We start from the raw sequence: 23,811 nt of genomic DNA, 5'->3' as shown, positions 1-23,811 counted from the left end.
GCGGGGGACGCGCGGCCGTGGTGGTCGTCGTGGTGCTGGTGCTGCTCGTGGTCGCGGCGGTGGTGGGCGACTCGCTCGCCCGCCGCGCCGTCGCGGACCGCGCCGCCGCGAGCCTCCGCGAGGCGCTCGCACTGCCCGCGGACCGGGCGGTGGACGTCGACGTCGCCGGCTGGGCCGTTCTCCCGCAGCTCGTCTCGGGGCGGCTGGACCGGCTCGACCTGCGCAGCTCGGACGTGACGTTCGGCGAGCTCGACGGCGACGTCGCTGCGACCCTGATCGGGGTGCCGGTGAGCGGCGTCGGAGCGGTCGAGTCCGGCAGCACCACGGTCGCGATCGACGCGGCCTCGGTGTCGCGGCTCGTCACCGAGCGCAGCACCGTTCCTGTCGACGAGGTGACGCTGGACGCTCCGCTCGTGCGCGTGACCGCCTCCGTCGAGGTGCTGGGTCTCCGGCTCGGCGCGGGCGTGGGGATGGAGCTCGCCGCCGTGGACGGCGCCATCCGGCTGACCCCGGCCGAGGTCTCCGCCGCCGGTGCGACCTTCTCGGCGACCGACTTCCGCGACCGCTTCGGCGCCGTCTCCGGCGACCTGCTCGCTCCGTCCTCCGTGTGCATCGCGGACTCGGTGCCGCGCGGACTGACGCTGACCGGAGTCGAGGTCGCCGACGAGTCGCTGAACGCGAGCTTCGCGCTCTCTCCGACGTTCCTCAGCGACCGCGCGGAGCAGGAACCGGGCACGTGCGCCTGAGCCCGCGCGGCGCCGCCGCCCCGGACCGGTAGGATCGGAGCCCTGTGCCGGCGTCTTCCGCGGGCCGAACACTGACATCGCTGGCTTCAGGGGTCAATCCGGACCCGCTCGCCCCGCAGTGACGCTCCCACTCTCTCCTGTGAGGTCTCACCCGTGGACACCGTCGACGCCCGCGCCCGCGCCCCCCGGCATCCGCTCGCGCCTGAGTGGCTGCACACGCCCGCCGACCCGAACGCCCTGGCCGACGGCGTGTGGCCGGACAGCGCCGAGCGCGGCGAGGACGGCGGGATCCGGATCGCCGGAGTGCCCGTCGCCGAGCTGGTGCGCGAGCACGGCACTCCTCTCTACGTGGTGGACGAGGCCGACGCCCGCCGCCGGGCCGTCGAGATGCGCGAGGTCTTCGCCCGCGAGCTCGGCCGCATCGGCACCGGCGTCACGGTCTACTACGCGGGCAAGGCGTTCCTCTCGACCGAGGTCGCCCGCTGGATGCGCGACGAGGGCCTGAACCTCGACCTCTCCAGCGGCGGCGAGATGGCAGTGGCCCTCGCCGCCGGGATCGAGCCCGAGCGCTTCGGCCTCCACGGCAACAACAAGTCGCTCCGCGAGATCGACAGGGCCGTCGAGGTGGGCGCGGGCACGATCGTGCTCGACAGCCTCGTCGAGATCGAGCGCGTCGCAGCCGCGGCCGAGCGGCACGGCCGCGTGCAGGCGGTGCGCCTCCGGGTCAACAGCGGAGTGCACGCGCACACCCACGAGTTCCTCGCCACGGCGCACGAGGACCAGAAGTTCGGCCTCGCACTCGCCGACTGCCCGGCCGCGGTCGCCCGCATCCGCTCCTTCTCCTCCCTGCGGTTCCTCGGGCTGCACTGCCACATCGGATCCCAGATCTTCGGCTCCGCCGGGTTCGCGGAGTCGGCGTCGCGCCTGCTCGACGTCCACGCGGCACTGCTCGCGGACGGCCCCGTGCCGGAGCTCAACCTCGGCGGCGGCTTCGGCATCGCGTACACCAGTGCCGACGACCCGACCCCGATCGCCGAGATCGCGGCCGCCGTCGCCGACGCGGTCGCCGAGCAGTGCTCCGCCCGCGGCGTCCCGGTGCCGCACATCGCGATCGAGCCCGGCCGCTCGCTGATCGGGCCCGCCGGCGTCACCCTCTACGAGGTGGGCACCGTGAAGGACGTGACGGTCGGCTCCGAGGGCTCGACCGCGGTCCGCCGCTACGTCAGCGTCGACGGCGGCATGAGCGACAACGCCCGTCCGGCGCTCTACGGCGCCGACTACACGGCGCGGATCGCCGACCGCTCCTCCTCGGCCGAGCCCGCCCTCGTGCGGGTGGCCGGGAAGCACTGCGAGTCGGGCGACATCGTCGTCCACGACGACTTCCTGCCCGCGGACGTGCGGCCGGGCGACCTGCTCGCCGTCGCCGCGACCGGCGCCTACTGCTGGTCGCTCGCCAGCAACTACAACTACCTCGGGCGCCCCCCGGTGGTCGCCGTCCGCGACGGGCGCTCGCGCGTCCTCGTGCGCGGCGAGACCGAGGAGGACCTCCTCCGCCGCGACGCCGGCATCGAACGAAAGGCCACCTCCCGATGATCGAGTACCGCAGCCTCCGCGTCGCCCTGCTGGGCGCCGGGTCCGTCGGTGCCCAGGTGGCGCGCCTCCTGCTCGACCACGGCGACGAGCTCGCCCAGCGCGTGGGGGCGCCGCTGGAGCTCGTAGGCGTGGCCGTCAGGGACGTGGACGCGCCCCGCACCGCCGACATCCCGAAGCACCTGCTCACCACCGACGCCGAGTCGCTGATCCTGGGCGCCGACATCGTGGTCGAGCTGATCGGCGGGCTCGAGCCCGCCCGCAGCCACATCCTCACGGCGATCTCGTCGGGCGCGGACGTGATCACGGCCAACAAGGCGCTGCTCGCCGCCCACGGCAACGAGCTCTTCGAGGCCGCCGACCAGGTGGGCGCCCAGCTCAACTACGAGGCGGCCGTCGCCGGCGCGATCCCGATCATCCGGCCGCTGCGCGACAGCCTCGCCGGCGACCGGGTCCACCGCATCCTCGGCATCGTCAACGGCACGACCAACTACATCCTCGACCGGATGGACACCGAGCACGCGAGCCTCGAGGACGCGCTCGCCCGCGCGACCGAGCTCGGCTACGCCGAGTCCGACCCGACCGCCGACATCGAGGGCTACGACGCGGCGCAGAAGGCGGCGATCCTCGCCCGCCTCGCGTTCCACACCGACGTCCCGGTCACCCTGGTGCACCGCGAGGGCATCACCGGCATCACGAAGGCGCAGGTCGACCAGGCCCGCGACTCCGGCTACGTGATCAAGCTGCTCGCGATCTGCGAGCGGCTGACCGACGCCAAGACCGGCGTGGAGGGCGTGTCCGCGCGGGTCTACCCCGCGCTCGTGCACCGCTCCCACCCGCTCGCGGCCGTGCACGGGGCCAACAACGCGGTCTTCGTCGAGGCGGAGGCGGCCGGCGACCTGATGTTCTACGGCGCCGGCGCCGGCGGGATCGAGACGGCCTCCGCCGTCCTCGGCGACGTCGTGTCGGCCGCCCGCCGCCACGTCGTCGGCGGCCCCGGCCTGGTGACCAGCGCGAGCTCCGGGCTCGCGGTCCTCCCGATCGGCCACGTCACCACCCGGTACCAGGTCACCCTCGAGGTGCTCGACCGCCCCGGCGTGCTCGCGCAGATCGCGGGCGTCTTCGCCGACCACGGCGTCTCGGTCGAGACCCTGGTGCAGACCCCGCCCGGCGCCGACCCGCTGGAGGAGCAGGGCGGTGCGGAGCGGCGCGAGCCGACCGCTACCCTGGTCATCGGCACGCACGCCGCGGCGGAATCCGATCTGGCGGCCACCGTCACCGCCCTCCATTCGCATGGTTTCGTCGGCGCCGTGACGTCCGTTCTACGAGTTGAAGGAGCCTGAGATGGCCAAGCAGTGGCGCGGAGTCCTGCACGAGTACGCGGACCGCCTCGATGTCACCGAGGCGACCCCGGTCATCACTCTCGGCGAGGGCGGCACGCCGCTCATCCCCGCGGCGGCCCTCTCGGCGCGCACGGGCGCGAAGGTGTGGGTCAAGTACGAGGGCATGAACCCGACCGGCTCCTTCAAGGACCGCGGCATGACCATGGCGATCTCGAAGGCCGTCGAGCACGGCGCGAAGGCCGTCATCTGCGCTTCGACCGGCAACACCTCCGCGTCGGCCGCCGCCTACGCGACGCACGCCGGCATCACCGCGGCCGTCCTGGTGCCGGAGGGCAAGATCGCCCTGGGCAAGCTCAGCCAGGCGATCGCGCACAACGCGCAGCTGCTGCAGGTGCAGGGCAACTTCGACGACTGCCTCGACATCGCCCGCGACCTCGCGAAGAACTACCCGGTCCACCTGGTCAACTCGGTGAACCCGGACCGCATCGCCGGCCAGAAGACCGCGGCCTTCGAGGTCGTCGAGGTGCTGGGCGACGCGCCGGACTTCCACATCGTCCCGGTCGGCAACGCGGGCAACTACACCGCCTACTTCCGCGGCTACTCGGAGGAGCTGGAGCGCGGCGAGTCGACCCGCCTCCCGCGCATGTTCGGCTTCCAGGCCGAGGGCTCCGCTCCGATCGTGCACGGCGCCCCGGTCCGCCACCCCGAGACGATCGCCAGCGCGATCCGGATCGGCAACCCGGCCTCGTGGGAGCTCGCCCTCAACGCGCGCACCGTCAGCGACGGCTACTTCGGCGCGATCAGCGACGAGAAGATCCTCGAGGCGTACCGCATCCTCGCGGGCGAGGTCGGCGTCTTCGTCGAGCCGGCGTCGGCGATCAGCGTCGCGGGGCTCCTCGAGCGCGCCGAGGCCGGAGCGATCCCGAAGGACGCGACCGTCGTCCTGACGGTCACCGGCCACGGGCTCAAGGACCCGCAGTGGGCGCTCCGCACGGCCGACGGCGCGGACATCACGCCGACCGTCGTCCCGGTCGACACCGCCGCGATCGCGGACGTGCTGGGGCTGGCCGGCGCATGACCTCGGCGGTTCCCGTCGGCCGCACCGTCCACGTCAAGGTCCCCGCCACCTCGGCGAACCTGGGCCCCGGCTTCGACACGCTCGGCCTGGCGCTCTCGTTCTACGACGAGCTCGACGTGACGGCCGTCGCGGCCACGGGTGCGCGGGTCACCGTGCACGGGGTCGGCGAGGGAGAGGTGGCGACCGACGAGACGAACCTCGTCGTGCAGGCCATCGCGTACACGTTCGCCGACCAGCGGCAGGAGATGCCCGGCATCGAGGTGATCGCGCGCAACATCATCCCTCACGGCCGCGGGATGGGCTCGTCCGGCGCCGCGATCGTCTCCGGCATCATGGCCGCGAAGGGCCTGCTCGAGGGCGTCGTCGAGCTCGACTCGGACGACCTCCTCCGCATCGCCACCGAGATGGAGGGGCACCCCGACAACGTGGCGCCCGCGCTGTTCGGCGGCCTCACCATCGCCTGGGTCGAGCCGCACGCCTCCGGCGCCGACGACTCGCCGCTGCGACCGCGCTCCAAGAAGCTCATGGTCCACCGCGGCGTGTCCCCGGTCGTCTTCGTGCCCGAGCACACAATGTCGACGCGGCTGGCACGCTCGCTGCAGCCGCAGAGCGTGCCGCACGAGGACGCGGTGTTCAACGTCTCGCGCTCCTCGCTCCTGATCGCCGCTCTCATCCAGAGCCCGGAGCTGCTGTTCGCGGCGACCGAGGACAAGCTGCACCAGAACTACCGCGCGGCCGCCATGCCCGAGACCTCAGCGCTGATCGCGCTGCTGCGCTCGCACGGCTACGCGGCCGTCGTCTCGGGTGCCGGACCGAGCGTCCTGGTGCTCTGCAGCGACCCCGCACAGCGCCTCGCCGCCGCGGATCTGGTGGAGCGGGAGGCCCCCACGCCGTGGCGCGCGCACATGCTGGCCGTCGACTTCAAGGGTGCTACAGTGGGGACCGCATCCCGAGGAACCGCGTAACGAGCGGAATCTGTCCGACGGATCGTCCCGACAACCACGGCCATCACATCGTGTGAAGGGCGCCCCTGCTCCTCTTGCAGACCGGCGCCTGGTCTCCGGGCCCTCTCCTCGCTCTCTGCGGCAGTCGGTCCCGGCGGCCGAGAGCATCGCGTGGATCAGAACACGCGATGGCACCGCACGGTCGATGAGCTCTCCCGGTGAGCACTCGTTCCCGGGGGGAAGGAACCCTCTCCAGTGACAGACGTCAACACCCACGGCTCGACCGTGGACCTCACCGCCGACCTCTCCGGTCTGCGCGTCGCCGAGCTCCAGGCTCTCGCGACGCGGCTCGGCCTCGGCGGCGCCTCCAAGCTCCGCAAGGGCGAGCTGGTCCAGGCCATCTCGGACCTGCGCGCCGCCTCCGCCGAGGACGCGCCCGCCGCGATCGCCGACGCGGTCGATCCGGACGACGCAGCGGTCGCCCCGGACGTCGACGCCACCGGCGTCGAGGCCGAGCCGGCCGATGTGGCCGAGCAGTCCGCTCCGCAGCCCGAGGCGCCGGCGGAGCTGCCGACGCCCGTCGAGAGCACCGAGGCCGACACGGCCGACGTCCTCGAGCAGGCCGCGCCCACCGTCGACGAGCCCTCCGCGACGGCCGCCGAGTCGGCCCCCGTCGAGCTCGAGCTCCCCGCGGCGGCCGAGCCGGTCGCCGAGCCCGCCGAGCGCGCGCCCCGCCGACGCAGCTCGCGCCGCGCCTCCAGCGGCACCGTCGCCGCCGGCGAGCACCTCAACATCCCCGGCGGGACCGGCGTCGAGTCGCTGATCCCCGACCTCCCCGTCATCGAGCAGGACCGCGACGCCGACCAGGCCGCGAAGCCCGTCATCGACATCGAGCTGCCCAACGGGCCGGAGTCGGACGACTCCTCCCGCGAGGGCGGCCAGCGCGAGCGCCGCGGACGCCGCCGCAGCCGCGGGGGCGCCTCCGAGCAGAGCGAGCAGGCCGAGCAGGCGCCCGCCGAGAACGACGCCGACTCCTCCGACTCCGGCGACCAGCAGGAGCAGCAGGGCGGCGACCAGCAGCAGAACGGCGACCAGCAGGGCACCGGCCGCGGTCGCAACCGCCGCAACCGGAACCGCAACCGCGGGGACGACCGCCAGAACGACGCTCAGCAGAGCCCCGCCGCGCAGTCCCAGCCGCAGAACGGTCAGGGCGCGCGCGCCGCGCAGTCCGAGGGCCAGCAGGCTCCTCAGCAGAACGGCTCCGGACAGCCCCAGAACGGCCAGCAGGCCGAGGGCGAGGACGGCCGCCGCAGCCGCTACCGCGACCGCAAGCGCCGCGGCGGAGCGATCGGCGACGACTTCGAGCCCGAGATCGGCGAGGACGACGTCCTCATCCCGGTCGCCGGCATCCTCGACGTCCTCGACAACTACGCCTTCGTACGCACCACCGGGTACCTGCCCGGCGTCAGCGACGTCTACGTCTCCCTCGGACAGGTCAAGAAGTACAACCTGCGCAAGGGCGACGCGGTCGTCGGCGCCATCCGCCAGCCCCGCGAGGGCGAGGGCGGCGGCCGCCAGAAGTACAACGCGATCGTCCGCGTCGACTCGATCAACGGCCAGACCGTCGAGGAGGCCGCTGCGCGCGTCGAGTTCCAGAAGCTCACGCCGCTCTACCCGACCGAGCGCCTGCGCCTCGAGACGGAGCCCGGCAAGCTGACCCAGCGGATCATCGACCTGGTCGCCCCGATCGGCAAGGGACAGCGCGGCCTGATCGTCGCGCCGCCCAAGGCCGGCAAGACCATCGTCCTGCAGCAGATCGCCAACGCGATCGTGCAGAACAACCCCGAGGTCCACCTGATGGTCGTCCTGGTCGACGAGCGTCCGGAGGAGGTCACCGACATGCAGCGCACCGTGCGCGGCGAGGTCGTCGCCTCCACCTTCGACCGCCCGGCCGAGGACCACACGACCGTCGCCGAGCTCGCGATCGAGCGCGCGAAGCGCCTGGTCGAGCTGGGCCACGACGTGGTCGTGCTGCTCGACTCCATCACCCGTCTCGGCCGCGCCTACAACGTGACCGCTCCTCCCTCGGGCCGTGTGCTCTCGGGCGGCGTGGACGCCTCGGCGCTGTACCCGCCGAAGAAGTTCTTCGGAGCGGCGCGCAACATCGAGAACGGCGGCTCGCTCACCATCCTCGCGACGGCGCTCATCGAGACCGGCTCGAAGATGGACGAGGTGATCTTCGAGGAGTTCAAGGGCACCGGCAACATGGAGCTCCGCCTCTCCCGTCACCTCGCCGACAAGCGGATCTTCCCCGCCGTCGACGTGAACGCCTCCGGCACGCGCCGCGAGGAGATGCTGCTCAGCGCCGACGAGGTCAAGATCACCTGGAAGCTGCGCCGCGCCCTCGCCGGGCTCGACCAGCAGCAGGCGCTCGAGATCATCCTGTCGCGCCTGAAGGAGACCTCGTCCAACGTCGAGTTCCTCATGCAGGTCTCGAAGTCGGCCGTCGGCCCGGCCACCGCCGGCCACGGCAACGGCCACCACTAGCGCCCCGACGTCCGCGGTCGCCCCTGTCACCGGGGGCGGCCGCGGACGTTTTCGCGTCCCCGGGCGATGAGCCCGACCCCGACCACCTCCGGAAGCCAGGACCCCATGTTCGAATCCGTCAGCGTCCTCCTCGCCGAGCACGAGGACCTGCAGACGCAGCTCTCCGACCCGGCACTCCACGCCGATGCCGCCCGCGCCAAGAAGGTCAACCGGCGCTACGCGGAGCTGAGCCAGATCAAGGCGGCCCACTCCGCCTGGATCCAGGCCGGCGAGGACCTCGAGGCCGCGCGCGAGCTCGCTCGCGAGGACGAGGCCTTCGCGGAGGAGGTCCCCGAGTTGGAGGAGTCGCTGCGGGTGGCGCAGGAGAAGCTGCGGCGCCTGCTCATCCCGCGCGACCCCGACGACGGCCGCGACGTCATCATGGAGATCAAGGGCGGCGAGGGCGGAGCCGAGAGCGCGCTGTTCGCGGCCGACCTCCTCCGGATGTACCTCCACTACGCCGAGGCGAAGGGCTGGAAGACGGAGATCCTCGACCGCGACGAGTCCGACCTCGGCGGCTACAAGAACGTGCAGGTCGCGATCAAGAGCAACGCCACCGATCCCTCGCAGGGCGTGTGGGCGCACCTCAAGTACGAGGGCGGCGTGCACCGGGTGCAGCGCGTCCCCGTGACCGAGTCGCAGGGGCGGATCCACACCTCGACCACGGGCGTGCTCGTGTTCCCCGAGGTGGACGCGCCCGAGGAGGTCGCGATCAATCAGAACGACCTGAAGATCGACGTCTACCGCTCCTCCGGTCCCGGCGGGCAGTCCGTCAACACGACCGACTCCGCCGTGCGGATCACCCACCTCCCGACCGGCATCGTCGTGTCGATGCAGAACGAGAAGAGCCAGCTGCAGAACCGCGAGGCGGGCATGCGCGTGCTCCGCGCTCGCATCCTGGCCCGCCAGCAGGAGGAGATCGCCGCGGCGGCCTCGGACGCGCGCAAGACGCAGATCCGCACGATGGACCGCTCCGAGCGCATCCGGACCTACAACTTCCCCGAGAACCGCATCGCCGACCACCGCACCGGCTACAAGGCGTACAACCTCGACGGCGTGATGAACGGCGCGCTCGACCCGGTGGTGGAGAGCGCCATCCAGGCCGACGAGGAGGCCCGCCTGGCCGACATCGGCTCCGAGGAGGCGTGACCCTCGTGACCACCGGTGTCGACGCGCGCACCCTCCTCGCGGACGCGGTCGCCCGCCTCGCCGCCGCCCGCGTCCCCACGCCGGACGTCGACGCGGAGCTGCTTCTCGGGCACCTGCTCGGGCTCGGCCGCGGCCGGCTGCAGGCGCGCCTCATCACGGGGTTGAGCGTCGACGAGGAGCACGCCGCGGCGTTCGCGAGCGCGATCGAGCGCCGGTCGGCTCGCGAGCCGCTGCAGCACATCACCGGGATCGCGCCGTTCCGCTCGCTCGAGCTCGCGGTCGGACCCGGCGTGTTCGTCCCGCGACCCGAGACCGAGGGCGTCGCGCAGATCGCGATCGACGCGCTCCGAGCGGTCGTCGATCCGGAGCCGATCGCCGTCGACCTCGGCACGGGCAGCGGAGCCCTGGCGCTCGCGCTTGCGCACGAGGTGCCGCACGCGCGCGTGATCGGCGTGGAGAACGCTCCCGAGGCGTTCATCTGGGCCCGCGGCAACCGCGAGCGGCTCGGGCTCGAGAACGCCCGCATCGTCTTCGACGACCTCGCCCGGGCACTTCCCGAGCTGGACGGCACCGTCTCCGTCGTCGTCTCCAACCCGCCCTACATCCCGGCCGCCGCCGTCCCGCGCGATCCGGAGGTGCGCCTGTTCGACCCGCCCTCGGCGCTCTACGGCGGCGAGGACGGCCTGGACGTCGTCCGCTCGCTCTCGGCGACCGCCCTCCGCCTGCTCCGCTCCGGGGGAGTGCTGGTGATGGAGCACGGCGAGCTGCAGGGCGCCGAGATCCGCGCCCTGCTCACCGCCGACGGCTGGCGCGGAGCGACCACGCAGCGCGATCTCACCGGCCGCGACCGGGCGACGGTGGCGGTGCGCTGAGGCGTCGCGGAGCTCTGCTAGCCTGAGCGGCGATCCGGTGGCCGCACCGGGCAGGCAGGCTCGGGAGACTCGCATCGTCCCTGCACGCGATCGGCCGCGCCGTCGGCTCCGCCGCCCGCTGCTGATCGTCCTGGTCGTCGTGGTGGTCGCGGCCCTCGTCGTGGTCGCTGTGCGGCTCCTCGAGCGGAGCGACGGAACTGCTCCCGTGGCCTGCGCGCCGTCGTCCGCCGCCGCGTCGCCCGCGCCTGCCATCGGCTCGGTCGACGACTACCTGGGCGGCCGGTCCTACCTCCGCGGCGTGAACGTGTTCGACCTGCAGTCGCGCGTCGACGTCGGAGTCGACTGCACCGCCCGGAATCCGGCGGAGAGCTACGAGTTCCTGGCGGACCGCGGACTGACGCTGGTCCGGCTCGCGGTGCCCTGGTCGCTCCTGCAGCCGCGGGCCGACGGGGAGAGCACCGACGACGCTCTGGCGAAGGGGCTCGATCCGGCGGCGGTCTCGCTGCTCCGGACCGAGATCGCCGCCATCGGCGCCGCCGGCATGCGGGCCGTGCTCGACCTGCACAACAACGGCACGTATCCGGCGAGCCAGGGCGATCTGCCCGAGGGGACCGTCTGGTTCGGATCCGGGCTCTCGGTATCCCAGGCGCAGCGGGTCTGGGCCCTGCTCGCGGCGGAGTTCCAGGACGACGGACGCATCGCCGCCTACGACCTCTTCAACGAGGTGAAGCGGGCGCTGGTCCCCGTCGAGACCTACAAGGCCTACACGCAGGCCGTGGTGTCGGCCGTCCGGGAAGCCGGCGATCGGCACACGATCTGGGTCGAGGGGATGCGGGAGGCGACGACGGGCACGGTCGCCGCGATCGCACCCGACGGGCCGTGGATCCAGGACCCGCTGGACCGGATCATGTACTCGCAGCACTTCTACCCCGGCGGCACGGGCACGACCCTGCGCTCGGACAAGCAGGGCGGCACCGACGAGCAGGTCTTCGTGGCGGCGGTGACGACCTTCGGGCAGTGGTGCCGGCGGTTCGGGGTGCACTGCTCGGTCGGGGAGGTCGGCTGGCCCAGCGATCAGAGCCTCTCTCTCACCGCTGGCGGCGCGGGCTCCTGGACGGACGTCGGCGAAGCCTTCTACACAGCACCGACTGGCTGTTCCCGCTGATCGAGAACGACGAGCCTCTGGTGGTGGTCGCCGTGGGCGGCACGCCGGAGTCCTCGGCCAAAGCGGCGGAGGCGGTCGCCGCCCGCACGTCCCGGATGACCTGGCTCGCGTACGACGGATTCGACCAGCAGTGGCACGGCATCGGCGAGGAGCGGCCGCTCGCCGAGTCGCTCGCCCGTGCCGATCTCGTCCTGGTCGGGATGGGCATGCCCCGCCAGGAGCGCTGGATCCTGGAGAACCGGGACCTCGCCCCGCGGGCGGCGTTCGCGAACGTGGGGGGGCTGCCTCGACTACATCGCCGGCACGCAGGCGCTCGCCCCGCGGTGGATGGGCGCCCTGGGCGTGGAGTGGCTGTTCCGCCTGGCGCGCGACCCGCGCCGGCTCGCGGCCCGCTACCTCCTCGAGCCGCTGCAGCTGCTCCGCATCGTCCTGTCCGGCCGGTCCCGCGCGAAGCGGACGCCCGGCCCGTGCGACTCTCCGCGGCCCTCCGGCCGGGTGTCGACCGGAGTCGGTCCGCACTGATCCCCGCCGGCGGGCCGCCTCAGGCCTGAGCGGAGTACTTCTCCTCGGTGGCGGCCTTCGCGGGGCGCCACCAGTCCTCGTTGGCGCGGTACCAGTCGATGGTGGCGGCGAGTCCGGCGTCGAAGTCGGTGTAGCGGGGGCGCCAGTCGAGTTCGGTGCGCAGGCGGGTGGAGTCGATGGCGTAGCGGAGGTCGTGTCCGGCGCGGTCGGTGACGTGGTCGAAGGCGTCCTCGGGTTGTCCGAAGGCGGTGAGGATGCGGGTGACGACGTCGAGGTTGCTCTTCTCGCCGTCGGCGCCGATGAGGTAGGTCTCGCCGATCTCGCCGCGGTCGATGATGGCCCAGACGCCGGTGTTGTGGTCGTCGACGTGGATCCAGTCTCGGACGTTGGCGCCGGTGCCGTAGAGCTTGGGGCGGATGCCGTCGATGGCGTTGGTGATCTGGCGGGGGATGAACTTCTCGACGTGCTGGTAGGGGCCGTAGTTGTTGGAGCAGTTGGAGATCGTGGCGCGCACGCCGAAGGAGCGCACCCAGGCGCGCACGAGGAGGTCGCTGGCGGCCTTGGTCGAGGAGTACGGGCTGGAGGGGTTGTACGGGGTGTGCTCGGTGAAGCGCGCGGGGTCATCGAGCTCGAGGTCGCCGTACACCTCGTCCGTCGAGATGTGGTGGTACCGCACGTCGTGCGCGCGCACCGCCTGCAGGAGCGCGAAGGTGCCGATGACGTTCGTCGCGAGGAAGGGCGTCGGGTCGTGCAGGGAGTTGTCGTTGTGCGACTCCGCGGCGAAATGGACCACCAGATCCGCGTCGGCGACCAGCCGGTCCACCAGCTCGGCGTCGGCGACGTCGCCCTCGACCAGCCGCACTCGGTCGGCGACGGGGGCGAGGGAGTCGCGGCTGCCCGCGTAGGTGAGCTTGTCGAGCACGGTGATCCGCGCGTCGGGACGCTCGCGCAGGGTCAGGTGGACGAAGTTGCTGCCGATGAAGCCGGCACCGCCGGTGACGAGGATCCGCACGGGTTCTCCTGGAGGTCGGGAAGGTCGGGGGAGGCCGGGCTCAGCGGCCCGCGTTCACGCCTTCGAGGCTGAGCAGGCGGTGGAGGTAGGCGCCGTATCCGCTCTTGACCAGCGGTGCGGCGAGCTCGGCGAGGCGGGCGTCGTCGATCCAGGAGTTGCGCCAGGCGATCTCCTCGATGCAGCCGATCTTGAACCCCTGCCTCTGCTCGATCACGCGCACGAACTCCGTCGCCTCGATCATGGAATCGAAGGTCCCGGTGTCGAGCCAGGCCGTTCCCCGGTCGAGCACCTGGACGTTCAGCCGCCCCGCCTCGAGGTAGCGCTCGTTGATCGTCGAGATCTCGAGCTCGCCGCGGGCCGAGGGCGTGATCGTCTTCGCGATCGCCACGACGTCGTTGTCGTAGAAGTAGAGGCCGGGCACGGCGTAGTTGCTGCGCGGCTGCTCGGGCTTCTCCTCGATGGAGACGGCTCGGAAGTGCTCGTCGAACTCGACGACCCCGTAGGCGCGCGGGTCGGCGACCTGGTAGGCGAAGATGACGGCGCCCTCGATCGTGGTGTTCGCCGCGAGGGCGGTGCCCAGGGCGGTGCCGTGGAAGATGTTGTCGCCCAGGACCAGGGCGACCGACTCGTCGCCGATGAACTCCTCGCCGATCAGGAACGCCTGCGCGAGCCCGTCGGGGGAGGGCTGCACGGCGTACTCGATCCGCATGCCCAGGCTCGACCCGTCGCCCAGCAGGGCGCGGAACTGGTCGTTGTACTCGGGGGTCGTGATCACGAGGACCTCGTCGATCCCGGCCATCATCAGCGTCGACAGCGGGTAGTAGATCATCGGCTTGTCGTAGATCGGCATCAGCTGCTTCGAGATGCCCTTGGTGATCGGCCACAACCGCGACCCCGAACCACCCGCGAGGACGATGCCCCTCATCGGAGCAGCCCCGGGTGAGGAGCTGCGGCGGGGGTCCGCTGCACCGCCGAGGGGAGCGTGAAGATCTGCGGGGAGAGGGTCACGGAGCCGACTCTATCGGCGGCGCCGCGGTGCCTCCGCATGCCGGTGCGGCGGGCGCGGAACCTGTGGCGGGGACTGACGGTCGAGCGACCGCTACCGACGCGATCCGACTCCGTGAGCGGCGCGCACGCCGCCCCCGCCTCCGTATCGCGCCTCCCACTCGGAGGCCGCCGGGCACGGGGATAACTTCTCCGACGTCCGCGGCTCCGCCTGCCGCGACGGAGAGAGGTACCGCCCTGTGCACGAGGTCATCGACCAGCGGGATTCCGCGCTCCTCCCGTCTCCCGGTCCCTGCCGCCGATCCCCCCTGACGGGGGGAGTCCGCCCGTGCTGACCATCGGGATCGTCGCCCTCGACGCCTGGCACGCGGCTCCGCTCGAGCGCGCCTGGCGCCGCCAGGGGCACCGCGTGGTCGTGGTGACCGGTGACCCGGAGGGGTTCAGCGGGGCGGAGCTCCGCCCCAGCGTGCTCGCCCGCTTCCTCGAGCCCGCCCGCCGGAGGGGCGCCGGGTCCGTCGGGCTCGCCGTCGTCACGCGCCGGGCCCGCCGACTGCTCGATCCGGAGCGGCCCGACCTCGTGGTGGCTCTCCCGGGGACGGCCGTGGAGCTCGCCGGGCTCGCTCCGATGACCGTCCTCCTGGCCGACGACCTCCCGGCACTCCCGCGCCTCCGGTTCGAAGAGGAGCGCCGCGGTGCTGTCGTCGTCACCCCGACGGAGCGGCTCGCGTCAGCCCTCGCGGGAACGGTCGTGCCCCTGGGCCTGCCGGACGCGTCGTTCCCGACGCCGTCCGCCCCCGACGGGCCCCTCCGCTTCGCCGCCGTGGGAGCCTCCTGTCTCGACCGGGGCGCCGAGCGGCTCGATCTCCTCGCCCGCCTGGACGGCACCGAGTACGTCACCGTGATCGACGACGGCGGCGGCATCGCCGACGACCTCGCGTCGGGGCTGCGCTCCGTCGGCGAGCAGGACCGCGACGGCGTCGTCGAGGTGCTCCGCCACTCCCACGTGTACGCCCACCTGACGCCGTCGACGACCGGCGCGGCCGCCGGACTCGACGCGCTGGCGAGCGGGCTGCCGGTCCTCGCGATCGAGTCGAGCGTCCTGGCCGATCTCTGCGCGGCGGGGGCGGGCGTGGTCCTCTCCGACGACGCGACGCGCGAGGACTACGAGGACGCCCTCCATCGGCTCCGGCGCGAGTGGACGGCTCTCTCCCGGGGGGCCGCCGAGCTCGCGCGGGAGCGCCCGTGGTCCGTCGCGGCCGAGGAGATCCTCGCCCTCGCGGAGGGACGCGTCCGTGTCGCCTGAACCGGTTCCTGCTGTCGGCGCCTCCGCCGACGCGATGCTGCCGAACGCCGTCGCCCTGCGCCTGGCCGCCGTGCTGGTGCAGTACACCCTGCGGACGCACGGCGTCCGCAACCTCGTGGTGAAGGGCGAGGGTCTGCACCGCCAGGGGATCCGCGCGCCGATGACGTCGGCCGACGTCGACCTCTGGGTCGACCCCGAGCGCTTCGACGAGGCTCTCGGGCTGCTCGCCTCGATGGGCTGGCGCCGCCGCGCCGAGGCTCTCAGCTGGACGCTCTTCGTCGACCACTCGATCACGCTCGTCCACCCCTCGTGGCCGTGCGACGTCGACGTCCACCGCTCCTTCCCGGGTGCCTTCGAGGAGGAGCGGATCGTCTTCGACCGCCTCTGGGCGGCCGCCGAGGATCTGCCGCTGAGCGACGAGACCCTGCGGATCCCCGGGCGCGCGCACCACCTCGTGCTGCACGCCCTGCACCAGCTGCGCAGCGCGCGCTCCGCCTCGGCGACCACGGCGCTGGCGGTTCTGAAGGCGCACGCCGCCGGCCTTCCGAGCGAGGAGCGTGAGGCGATCCGCGACGCGGCCGTCGAGCTCGGCGCGCAGACGCCGATGACGGAGCTCCTCACCTCCTGGGGAGTCCCCGCCGCGCCCGAGGAGCGCTACCGGCAGGCCCAGATTCTCTGGGACGTGCGCCGCAGCTCCGACCGGCACACCTTCAACTGGCTGCACGCCGTGGCGTCCGCTCCCTGGCACCTGAAGGGAGGCCTGCTGCTGAGAGCCGCCTTCCCCACCCGCGCGGATCTCGAGGCGAGCCATCCCGAGGCGACGACGGTCCGACGTCGGCTCCGGCTCCGGGGGGAGCGGACCCTGCGGGCGCTCCGAGGCCTCCCCTCCGCCCTCACCGGTTTCGCCAGGGTGGCGCTGAGCGGCCGCAGCGAGGAGCAGGGCTCGGCGTCCTCGTTCGAGGCGATCGCGGCGACCACGGCGCCGGTGAGCGACCTCCCGGCCTCGTCCGATCCCGCGGCGAGCGCCGTGCATCCGGTGGAGGCCTCCGCCGAGGCGCAGGGTGGCAGCGCGCCGCCGGCCCAGCGCTTCGCCGTCGAGCGCACGGACCGTCAGGTCTACGTGCTCGACCTGTCCCGCCCGTCGGTGTCCCCGATCGTGCTCTCGCTGAGCGCCGCCTCGGTCTTCGAGGCCGTGATCCGGCAGCGCCGGCCCCGGGACGAGGTCGTCGACCTCCTCGCCGATCACTACGACGTCGACCCCGGGACGATGGGCCGCGACGTCGACGCCGTCCTGGCCGAACTCGACGTCCGCTTCCCGGGCGCGGTTCCCGACGGGGCGCTCTCATGAGGGCCGCCCGTTCCCGATCCCTGCGGATCCTGCACGTCCTCGACTCCTTCGAGGACGGCGGAGCGCAGCGTGTGGCCCTCTCCCTGGGCGCGTGGAGCCGCGAGCACGGCTGCGAGACCGCCTACTGGGGGCGTCCCGGGCCGCTCAGCGACCGCGCCGCGCAGGAGTCGCCCGTCTTCGTGGTGCCGAGACCCGGACAGGGCTTCGCGGCCGATCTCCGCGGCCTCGCTCTCGCCGTCCGCCGGTTCCGCCCGCACGTCCTGCACGCCCACCAGCGCCGCGAGGCTCTGCTGGCCCTCCTCGTCGGCGCCGCGCTCGGTGTCCCCGTGGTCGAGCACGCGCACACCGAGCTGCCCGGGATCGACAGGCGAGCGCTCTCCTTCCGCTCCCGGCGGGTGTTCGCCGTCTCCGCCTCCGTGGGGCGGATGGTCGTCGAGGACTACGGCCGCCCGCAGGATCGCGTCGTGGTCACCGGCAACGCCCCGGCGAACGTCACCGCGGAGCCCGCGAGCGCGCAGGAACTCGCCGAGCCGGTCGTCCGCGTCCTCGGCATCGGGCGGCTCGCGGAGCAGAAGGACCCGATCCGCTTCCTCGCGGCCGTCGAGGCCCTCGCCCGGGTCCGGCCCGTCACCGGCACCTGGCTCGGCGACGGTCCGATGCTGCCGGTGCTGCGCGAGCGCGCCCGGGGAGCCGGAGTGGTCGACTTCGCCGGTCCGTCGGCGGACGTGACCGGAGCGCTGGACGCGGCGCATCTCCTCCTGTCGACCTCGCGGTGGGAGGGGACTCCGCTCGTGATGCTGGAGGCGATGGCCCGCCGTCGCCCGGTCGTGGCGACCGACGTCGGCGGTGTGGGTGAGCTGCTCGCCGACGGTCGGGGCCTCCTGCTCCCCGCCGACGCCGACGGGGAGCGGATCGCCGAGCTCCTCGCCGCCGCTCTGGAGCGACCCGAGGGGCTCCTGATGCAGGCCGACCGCGCGAAGGCGTGGGTGGACGAGGCCGCCTCGCCCGACGCCGTCTTCGGACCCGTCGTCGCCGCCTACCGCGAGCTCGGGGGCCGACGGTGAGCGGGGGCGTGCACTCGGTGACCGTCGTGGCTCCCTGCTACAACGCGATCGCCCGGCTCGACGGCTTCCTCGCGCGGCTCGCACTCACTCTCGGACCGGGGACGCGGGTCGTCCTCGTCGACGACGCGTCCTCGGACGGCACGGCGGAGGTGCTCGAGAAGTGGGCCGAGGGACGCGAGGACGCCCGGGTCCTGCTCCTCGAGCAGAACGGCGGCGTCGCTGCCGCCCGGAACCGCGCCCTCGACGGCATCGACTCCGAGTTCGTCTGGTTCGTGGACGTCGACGACGAGTGGGACACGGAGATCCTTCGGACCCTCACCGCCGAGGCCGAGCGGACGGCGGCCGACGTCGTCGTCTGCCGGGCGCTCTACCGCACCCGGCAGTCGACCTCCGGACGTGTGATCGACGGCCTCGACCGGCGCGAACTGGTCTCGTCCGAACTCGCTCTCGAGCGGATGGCGTCCGGGCGCCTGCACGGCTTCCTCTGGAACAAGCTCTTCCGCCGCGCCGTCCTGCAGGAGGAGCTCTTCCCGCGCTTGAGCTCCCAGTCCGACTTCGTCGGCGTGCTGCGGGCGGTCCAGGCGGCGGAACGGGTGCTCTTCGTGCCGGAGATCCTCTACTCCTACGTCCACACGGCGTCCTCGATCACCCGTCGGCGCGACCCGGACCTCCGGAACCTCCTGGTCTGCGCCGAGGAGATGCGCGCGGCGCTCGCCCGTACGTTCGAGGAGGTGCCGCGCCCGCTGTCGGACTGGTTCACGACCTGGTTCTACGCCGTCCCCGTCGCGCTCACCCCGATCCGCCAGAACTCCGACGCGGCGCTCGTCGAGACCGGCGTCCGGCTCGGGTCCGAGGCGCTGCGCGACGTCCGCGTGCTCCGCTCCGCGCGGTCGCCGCGGCTGCTCGTCCTGGGGCTGGTGCTCAAGCACGTCCCCGCCGCCTTCACGGCGCTCAGCCGGATCCTCTACGCCGTGCACGACACCCGCCGCCGGCTCTCCGATCGGAGGAGCACCCGGTGGACGACGTGACCGTCCCCGTGCAGGCGGCCGCGACCGGCCCCTTCCGCACACCAGCTCCGTTCCCTCCCTCCCGCACCGACCCCCGAGGAGCACCGGCATGACCTCCTACATCACCGGCCGCATCGAGCGGATGCCGGCCAGCATCACCACGCTCGACGAGGCGGCGGAGGCCGTGCTCGAGCTGTCCCGGAGCGGCCGCGACGAGCTGGTCGTCACGCCGAACACCGACCACTTCGTGCGCTGGAAGCACTCCGGCGAGTTCCGGCGGTACTACGGCCGGGCGTCCCTCGTGGTGCTCGACGGGGCGCCTCTGGTCTGGCTGGCCCGCTCGTACGGCCACCGCACGGCGAGCCGCGTGACGGGCATCGACCTCTTCACCGAGGTCTGCCGCCGCGCGGCGCTCGAGGGTGCGCCGGTCGCTCTCATCGGCGGACGCCCCGGAGTCGGCGATCGCGCAGCCGCCGAGCTGCAGCAGCGCTTCGCCGGGCTCCAGGTTCCGGTCGTCCTCTCGCCGGAGCCGGCCGAGCTCGCGGACGACACCTACCTCGCCCGCCTCTCCTCGACTCTGCGCACGGCAGACGTCCGCATCGTCGCGCTCTGCCTCGGCTCCCCCAAGCAGGAGGAGGTTCGCGAGCGCCTGCTCGCCGTCGGCGGCACGGGAGCGGTCTGCCTCGGCGTCGGCGCCGCCGTGGACTTCCTCGCCGGCGAGATCCCGCGGGCGCCGCTCGTGGTGCAGCGCCTCGGCCTCGAGTGGGCGCACCGGCTCAGCCGGGAGCCCGGCAGGCTCTGGCGGCGCTATCTGGGCGACGCCGTGCGGGTGCTGCCGAGCGTGGTCGCGGCCCTCCGCTACCGGGTGCGCCGTGCCGTCCGCTGAGCACGCGGGCGGCGTCGCCGGCGAGAGGCCGCTGGTCCTGGTCTGGAAGCGCGCGTGGCTGCAGGACTCCGAGACGTTCGTCCGCAATCAGATGCACGGACTCGAGCGCTGGCGCGCCCTCGGAGTGGGCCTCGAGCGCACCGGCTCGGGCGTCCTCCACGACCGCACGGACATCGTCCTGCACGATCCGATCACCCCTCGCGGGCGGCGGTCCCTCCTCCTGCGGTGGCTCGGAGTGTCACGACGGCTCGACGCGATCGTCGATGAGCACCGGCCCGCCCTCATCCATGCGCACTTCCTCATCGACGCCGTCTTCATCGCGCGGTACGCACGGAGGAGGCGCCTCCCGCTCGTCGTGACGGGGCACGGCTACGACGTGACCAGCTGGCCGCTCGCGACCGGAGCTCCGCGCCTGCTCCGCCCCCTCGCCCGAGCTCACCGCGCCCTCGAGGCCCGCGCCGTCTTCCGCACCGCGCTCGCGGTGATCGGGGTCTCCCGCTTCATCACCGACGGGCTCCTGCGCCTGGGGGCGGACCCGCGGCGCACCGGAGTGGGCTACATCGGCGTCCCGACCTCCCGCCCCGAGGCCGCACCGGCTGCGGAGCGCGCGGGAATCGTCTTCGTCGGACGCCTCACCGACAAGAAGGGCGTTCCGGATCTGCTCGAGGCGGTCGCCGCCCTCCCCGGACCGATCCGCGACGTCCCCCTGACCGTCGTCGGCGACGGCCACCTGCGGGAGGCGCTCGTCGAGCAGGCGGCGCGGCTGGGCCTGCAGGTGACCTTCACCGGCTCCCTGCCCCCCGCCGAGGTCGCCCGCATCCTCGCCGGCGCCGCGGTCTTCTGCGCACCGTCGCGGACCGCGGCGACAGGCGACTCCGAGGGCTTCGGCATGGTCTTCCTCGAGGCCGCGCTCGCAGGCGTCCCTGTCGTCTCGTACCGCCACGGCGGCGTCCCGGAGGCGGTCCAGGACGGCGTCACCGGGCTGCTCGTCCCGGAGGGGGACGTGCCCGGCCTGACCGGGGCGCTCACCGCCCTGCTCCGGGACCCGGACCGCGCGGAGCGGATGGGCGCGGAGGGGCGGGAGCGCGTGCTCGCCTCGTTCGACCTCGCCGAGCGGATCCGCGACCTCGAGGACCTCTACGACCGGGCGGCCGGCCGATCGATGCCGACGACGACGGACGGAGATCGCGGATGAGCCGCGCCGAGCACCGCGCCGACGATCCGCGACCGGGCCTCCGTCCGGCCTCCGCCGGGCGGGAGAGGTGAGCCTGCGCCGGAGCACCGTCGACGCGACCGCCTGGACGGCGGTCTCGTTCGCCGTCGCGCTCGTCGTGCAGCTCGGGCAGTTCGCGCTCCTGGCGAGACTGCTGGACCCCTCCGAGATGGGGATCATCGCGATCGTCGCCCTGCTCAACGCGTTCGTCGACATCTTCCTCGGAATGGGGGTCGCCCAGGCGATCATCCAGCGCCGGCGGGCGACCAGCTTCGAGCTCTCGTCGGTCTTCTGGCTCAACCTCTCCGTCGGGCTCCTGGTCACCGTCGCCGTCCTCCTGGGCGCCGCACCGATCGCCTCCCTGCTCGGGTCCGCCGCCGCGGCGCCTGTCCTCACCGTCGCCTCGCTCGTGTTCGTGGGCAGCGCAGCCGGGCAGGTGCCGAGAGCGGTGCTCGAGAAGGGGATCCGGTTCCGAGCGGTCGCCGTGTCCGAGACGATCGCTCTCGTCGGCGGCTTCGCCGTGACGGTCTGCCTCGCGGTCTCGGGCGCGGGGGCGCTCTCCTATGCGTGGGGGCTCGTCGCGACCGCGGCTCTGCGCTCCGTGCTCGCCCTCGTGCAGGCCCGCCGCTGGTTCCGGCTGCGGTTCCGGTTCCGGATCCGCGAGACCGCCCGCTTCCTCTCCTTCGGCGTCTTCCAGACCCTCGACGGCATCGTCAACTACCTGGGCTCGAACGCCGGCTCGCTCGCGATCGGCCGCCTGCTCGGACCGGCCCAGCTGGGCGGGTACACCCTGGGATACAACCTCGCCGTGAACCTCCCCGCGAGGGTCAACCCGATCGTGACGCGGGTGATGTTCCCGGTGTTCTCCTCGATCCAGCACGACCGTGAGCGCGTCGCGCGGAACCACCTCCGCGTCACCGCGGTGCTCAGCATGGCGAGCATCCCGCCGCTGATGCTGGTGGCGCTGCGCTCCGAGGAGATCGTGCGGCTGTTCTACGGACCCGGCTGGGGCTGGATCGCGGGCATGACGAGCGCACTGACGGTGGTGGGCGCGGTGCGGGCGATCGGCAATCCGGTCGGCTTCATCCTGATGGCGATGGACCGGGTGCGGTTCGGGCTGGTCGTGAACATCGTGAAGACCGCGATCACGGTCCCGATGATCGTCGGCGGGGGAGTGCTGTTCGGACTCGACGGCTTGATCGGCGGGCTGCTGCTCTCGAGCGCTCTCGGCTTCGCCGTCACCTGCGCCGTGCTGCGGGTGGTGCTCGGAGTGCGCCTCGGCGCGTTCCTGCGCGCGTGCGCCGCGGGGCCGCTGCTCGCCGCACCGATGGCGATCGTGCTGCTCCTGCTCCGCCTGCTCCCCGAGGGCGCGCCCCTGCGGCTGCTCCCGGTGGAGCTGGCGCTCGCGGGCCTCGTGCTGGGAGCGACCGCCCTCCTGGCGCCGGGGCGCGACATCGCCGAGGCGCGATCGCTCGTCCTGTCGCGACTGCCCGCCCGGCTCCGGCTCGGCTCCGCCGCCCCGGTCGAGGTCGCCGTGGTGCTCGCCGCCGAGGAGCGCTTCGACGGCAGCGGGGGAGCCGTGGCGACCTGGGTCCGCGAGACGGTGTCCCGGTCCTCGCTCCGGATCGCCGTGCACGCGCCGTGGTCGTCGGCGTCACCGGGCGTGGACGTCAGGCCCCATCGTCTGTACCGGCGGATCTACGCGGTTCAGCGGCGCGCGGCACTCCTCCTGGCGCATCGGCGCGACAGCGACCCGGGCGCCGAGCTGCGCCGGCTGTCCTTCGGCGGGCGCTTCTGGCTGCTGGTGCTCGCTCCGTCGCTGCGCCGTGTCCCGACGGTCTGGATCCACAACCGCCCCCGCTACGCCGTGCGCCTGCGCCGCCTGGGCTACCGGGGGCGGATCGTCGCACACCTGCACAACGACCTGCTCGATCACCTGCCACCCGATCCCGCCGCCGCCCGGCGCTACCTCGACGCGGTCGACGAGTGGATCTTCTGCAGCGAGTTCCTGCGCGCCCGGGCGGTCGACCGGTACGGCCTGATCGCCACAGCCGTCCTGTACAACGGGGTCGTCCCTCCGCCCGAGGTCCCGCCGGCGCCGCTCGGCGGTACTGCGGAGGCGGTCTTCGCCGGGAGGCTGGTGGCCGAGAAGGGAGCCCGCGAGGCCGTCGAGATCGTGAGGCGGATGCGGACCGAGCACGGCGCCGATCTGCGGCTGGTCATCGCCGGCGCATCGGGCCTCGGGGACGACGCGACGCCCACCCCGTACGTCCGAGCGCTCGACGAGGCTGTCGCCGCCCTGCCCGGCGTCGTGCGCCGGCTCCCGTTCCTCCGGCACGAGGACCTGCTGGAGCTGTTCGGCTCCTCGGCGCTCCTGCTCTACCCCTGCCGCTGGGACGAGCCGTTCGGGATGGTGGTGGTGGAGGCGCTCTCGCGGGGGATCCCCGTCGTGACGGTCGAGCGCGGAGGCCTCCCCGAGATCCTGCGCACCTCCGACGGAGTGGTCGACGGATCCGTCCTCGTCCCGCCGGGCACGGAGGAGGAGGTCGCGGACGCCGTCCTCGCGGAGCTCCCCGCCCTCATCGCCTCGCTGCGCGATCCCCGGCGACGCGCGGAGGTGGCTGCGGCGTCGCGGCGCCGAGCGGCGGACTTCGGCTGGCCGGGCATCGCCCGCCGCGCGGACGAGCTGCTGGCAGACCCCCGTGGCTGAGGCGCGGGGCCGCCGCGCGCACGCGGATCGACGTTCCGCGCCAAGCCCGTCGAGGCTCGTGCCGCGCGATTAGTGTCGGCGCGACATGCCACCTGCATCCCCTCTCCCGCCCGCGTCCGCCGACGCCACCGCCTCTCCCGTGCTGCTCGATCCGCCTCCCGCCCCGGACCGGCGCCCGCGGGCGACCCTCCCGCCGCGAGAGGTCGGCCCGTCGTCCCGGAATCGGCGCGCCGCTCCTCCGCTCCGCCAGACGGAGGCCGCCACCAGC

General features: G+C 73.2%; 19 protein-coding genes and 1 pseudogene. 18 read left to right on the top strand and 2 right to left on the bottom strand.

All coding sequences use genetic code 11. From position 1 onward, the window contains the following. Positions 1 to 17: 17 nt before the first annotated feature. The 11 genes and pseudogenes from C5C57_RS00650 to C5C57_RS00605 all read left to right on the top strand — a co-directional run bounded on the left by C5C57_RS00650 (position 18) and on the right by C5C57_RS00605 (position 11,995). Positions 18 to 746, top strand: a complete 729-nt coding sequence (locus C5C57_RS00650) for an LmeA family phospholipid-binding protein (RefSeq protein WP_181069046.1) — start codon at positions 18 to 20, stop codon at positions 744 to 746. A 153-nt stretch (positions 747 to 899) separates the two neighbouring features. Then, positions 900 to 2,339 (top strand): diaminopimelate decarboxylase, encoded by a 1,440-nt coding sequence (lysA, locus tag C5C57_RS00645; RefSeq protein WP_104225560.1) that lies wholly within the window; start codon positions 900 to 902, stop codon positions 2,337 to 2,339. Beyond that, positions 2,336 to 3,679, top strand: coding sequence for a homoserine dehydrogenase (locus tag C5C57_RS00640; protein ID WP_104223002.1), 1,344 nt, complete (start codon positions 2,336 to 2,338; stop codon positions 3,677 to 3,679). Before lysA ends, C5C57_RS00640 begins: the two co-directional genes overlap by 4 nt. Before the next feature lies 1 nt (position 3,680). Next, a complete protein-coding gene (gene thrC / locus C5C57_RS00635; RefSeq protein WP_104223003.1) occupies positions 3,681 to 4,757 on the top strand; it encodes a threonine synthase in 1,077 nt (358 codons plus the stop codon). Further along, the gene (gene thrB / locus C5C57_RS00630; RefSeq protein WP_104223004.1) at positions 4,754 to 5,722 is read left to right on the top strand and encodes a homoserine kinase; all 969 of its coding nucleotides are present in this window, start codon (positions 4,754 to 4,756) and stop codon (positions 5,720 to 5,722) included. The genes thrC and thrB overlap by 4 nt, the downstream gene beginning before the upstream one ends. A 234-nt stretch (positions 5,723 to 5,956) precedes the next feature. Then, entirely contained in the window at positions 5,957 to 8,248 is a 2,292-nt protein-coding gene (rho, locus tag C5C57_RS00625; RefSeq protein ID WP_104297150.1) for a transcription termination factor Rho, read from the top strand. Between the two features lie 105 nt (positions 8,249 to 8,353). Then, complete coding sequence (gene prfA / locus C5C57_RS00620; RefSeq protein WP_104232724.1) at positions 8,354 to 9,436, top strand: peptide chain release factor 1; 1,083 nt, start codon at positions 8,354 to 8,356, stop codon at positions 9,434 to 9,436. After that, on the top strand, positions 9,433 to 10,308 hold the full coding sequence (prmC, locus tag C5C57_RS00615) for a peptide chain release factor N(5)-glutamine methyltransferase (RefSeq protein ID WP_104237567.1): 876 nt from the start codon (positions 9,433 to 9,435) through the stop codon (positions 10,306 to 10,308). Before prfA ends, prmC begins: the two co-directional genes overlap by 4 nt. A 37-nt stretch (positions 10,309 to 10,345) precedes the next feature. Further along, positions 10,346 to 11,473: a glycoside hydrolase family 5 protein gene (locus C5C57_RS00610; RefSeq protein ID WP_181069044.1), complete on the top strand. Its 1,128-nt coding sequence runs from the start codon at positions 10,346 to 10,348 to the stop codon at positions 11,471 to 11,473. A 20-nt stretch (positions 11,474 to 11,493) separates the two neighbouring features. After that, a pseudogene (locus tag C5C57_RS18625) lies at positions 11,494 to 11,697 on the top strand (WecB/TagA/CpsF family glycosyltransferase); the annotation flags it as partial. Next, a complete protein-coding gene (locus C5C57_RS00605; RefSeq protein ID WP_219813756.1) occupies positions 11,651 to 11,995 on the top strand; it encodes a WecB/TagA/CpsF family glycosyltransferase in 345 nt (114 codons plus the stop codon). The pseudogene C5C57_RS18625 and the gene C5C57_RS00605, both read left to right, overlap by 47 nt. Positions 11,996 to 12,014: 19 nt before the next feature. On the opposite strand, the gene rfbB is transcribed toward C5C57_RS00605, so the two are convergent. After that, positions 12,015 to 13,007: a dTDP-glucose 4,6-dehydratase gene (gene rfbB, locus C5C57_RS00600; RefSeq protein WP_104297148.1), complete on the bottom strand. Its 993-nt coding sequence runs from the start codon at positions 13,005 to 13,007 to the stop codon at positions 12,015 to 12,017. A 40-nt stretch (positions 13,008 to 13,047) separates the two neighbouring features. Continuing rightward, positions 13,048 to 13,932, bottom strand: coding sequence for a glucose-1-phosphate thymidylyltransferase RfbA (gene rfbA / locus C5C57_RS00595; protein WP_104223010.1), 885 nt, complete (start codon positions 13,930 to 13,932; stop codon positions 13,048 to 13,050). A 408-nt stretch (positions 13,933 to 14,340) separates the two neighbouring features. Here rfbA and C5C57_RS00590 point away from each other — a divergent pair, with 408 nt between their 5' ends. The 7 genes from C5C57_RS00590 (at position 14,341) to C5C57_RS00560 (ending at position 23,543) form a co-directional block, all read left to right on the top strand. Next, on the top strand, positions 14,341 to 15,315 hold the full coding sequence (locus tag C5C57_RS00590) for a glycosyltransferase family 4 protein (RefSeq protein ID WP_146082318.1): 975 nt from the start codon (positions 14,341 to 14,343) through the stop codon (positions 15,313 to 15,315). Then, a complete protein-coding gene (locus tag C5C57_RS00585) occupies positions 15,305 to 16,663 on the top strand; it encodes a PqqD family peptide modification chaperone (protein WP_146082317.1) in 1,359 nt (452 codons plus the stop codon). Before C5C57_RS00590 ends, C5C57_RS00585 begins: the two co-directional genes overlap by 11 nt. Then, a complete protein-coding gene (locus C5C57_RS00580) occupies positions 16,660 to 17,727 on the top strand; it encodes a glycosyltransferase family 4 protein (protein ID WP_104246591.1) in 1,068 nt (355 codons plus the stop codon). The genes C5C57_RS00585 and C5C57_RS00580 overlap by 4 nt, the downstream gene beginning before the upstream one ends. Positions 17,728 to 17,735: 8 nt before the next feature. Further along, a complete protein-coding gene (locus C5C57_RS00575) occupies positions 17,736 to 18,755 on the top strand; it encodes a glycosyltransferase family 2 protein (RefSeq protein WP_181069043.1) in 1,020 nt (339 codons plus the stop codon). An 88-nt stretch (positions 18,756 to 18,843) separates the two neighbouring features. Further along, a complete protein-coding gene (locus C5C57_RS00570; protein WP_104246589.1) occupies positions 18,844 to 19,620 on the top strand; it encodes a WecB/TagA/CpsF family glycosyltransferase in 777 nt (258 codons plus the stop codon). Beyond that, positions 19,607 to 20,815: a glycosyltransferase gene (locus C5C57_RS00565; RefSeq protein WP_104246588.1), complete on the top strand. Its 1,209-nt coding sequence runs from the start codon at positions 19,607 to 19,609 to the stop codon at positions 20,813 to 20,815. The genes C5C57_RS00570 and C5C57_RS00565 overlap by 14 nt, the downstream gene beginning before the upstream one ends. A 67-nt stretch (positions 20,816 to 20,882) precedes the next feature. Further along, the gene (locus C5C57_RS00560; protein WP_104297147.1) at positions 20,883 to 23,543 is read left to right on the top strand and encodes an MOP flippase family protein; all 2,661 of its coding nucleotides are present in this window, start codon (positions 20,883 to 20,885) and stop codon (positions 23,541 to 23,543) included. The last annotated feature ends 268 nt before the right edge of the window (positions 23,544 to 23,811 follow it).

The organism is Rathayibacter sp. AY1C5, from assembly GCF_002931705.1.
GTDB lineage: Bacteria > Actinomycetota > Actinomycetes > Actinomycetales > Microbacteriaceae > Rathayibacter.
The sequence above is the reverse complement of the archived record's forward strand: the minus strand, read 5'-3'. Positions and strand labels throughout refer to the sequence as shown.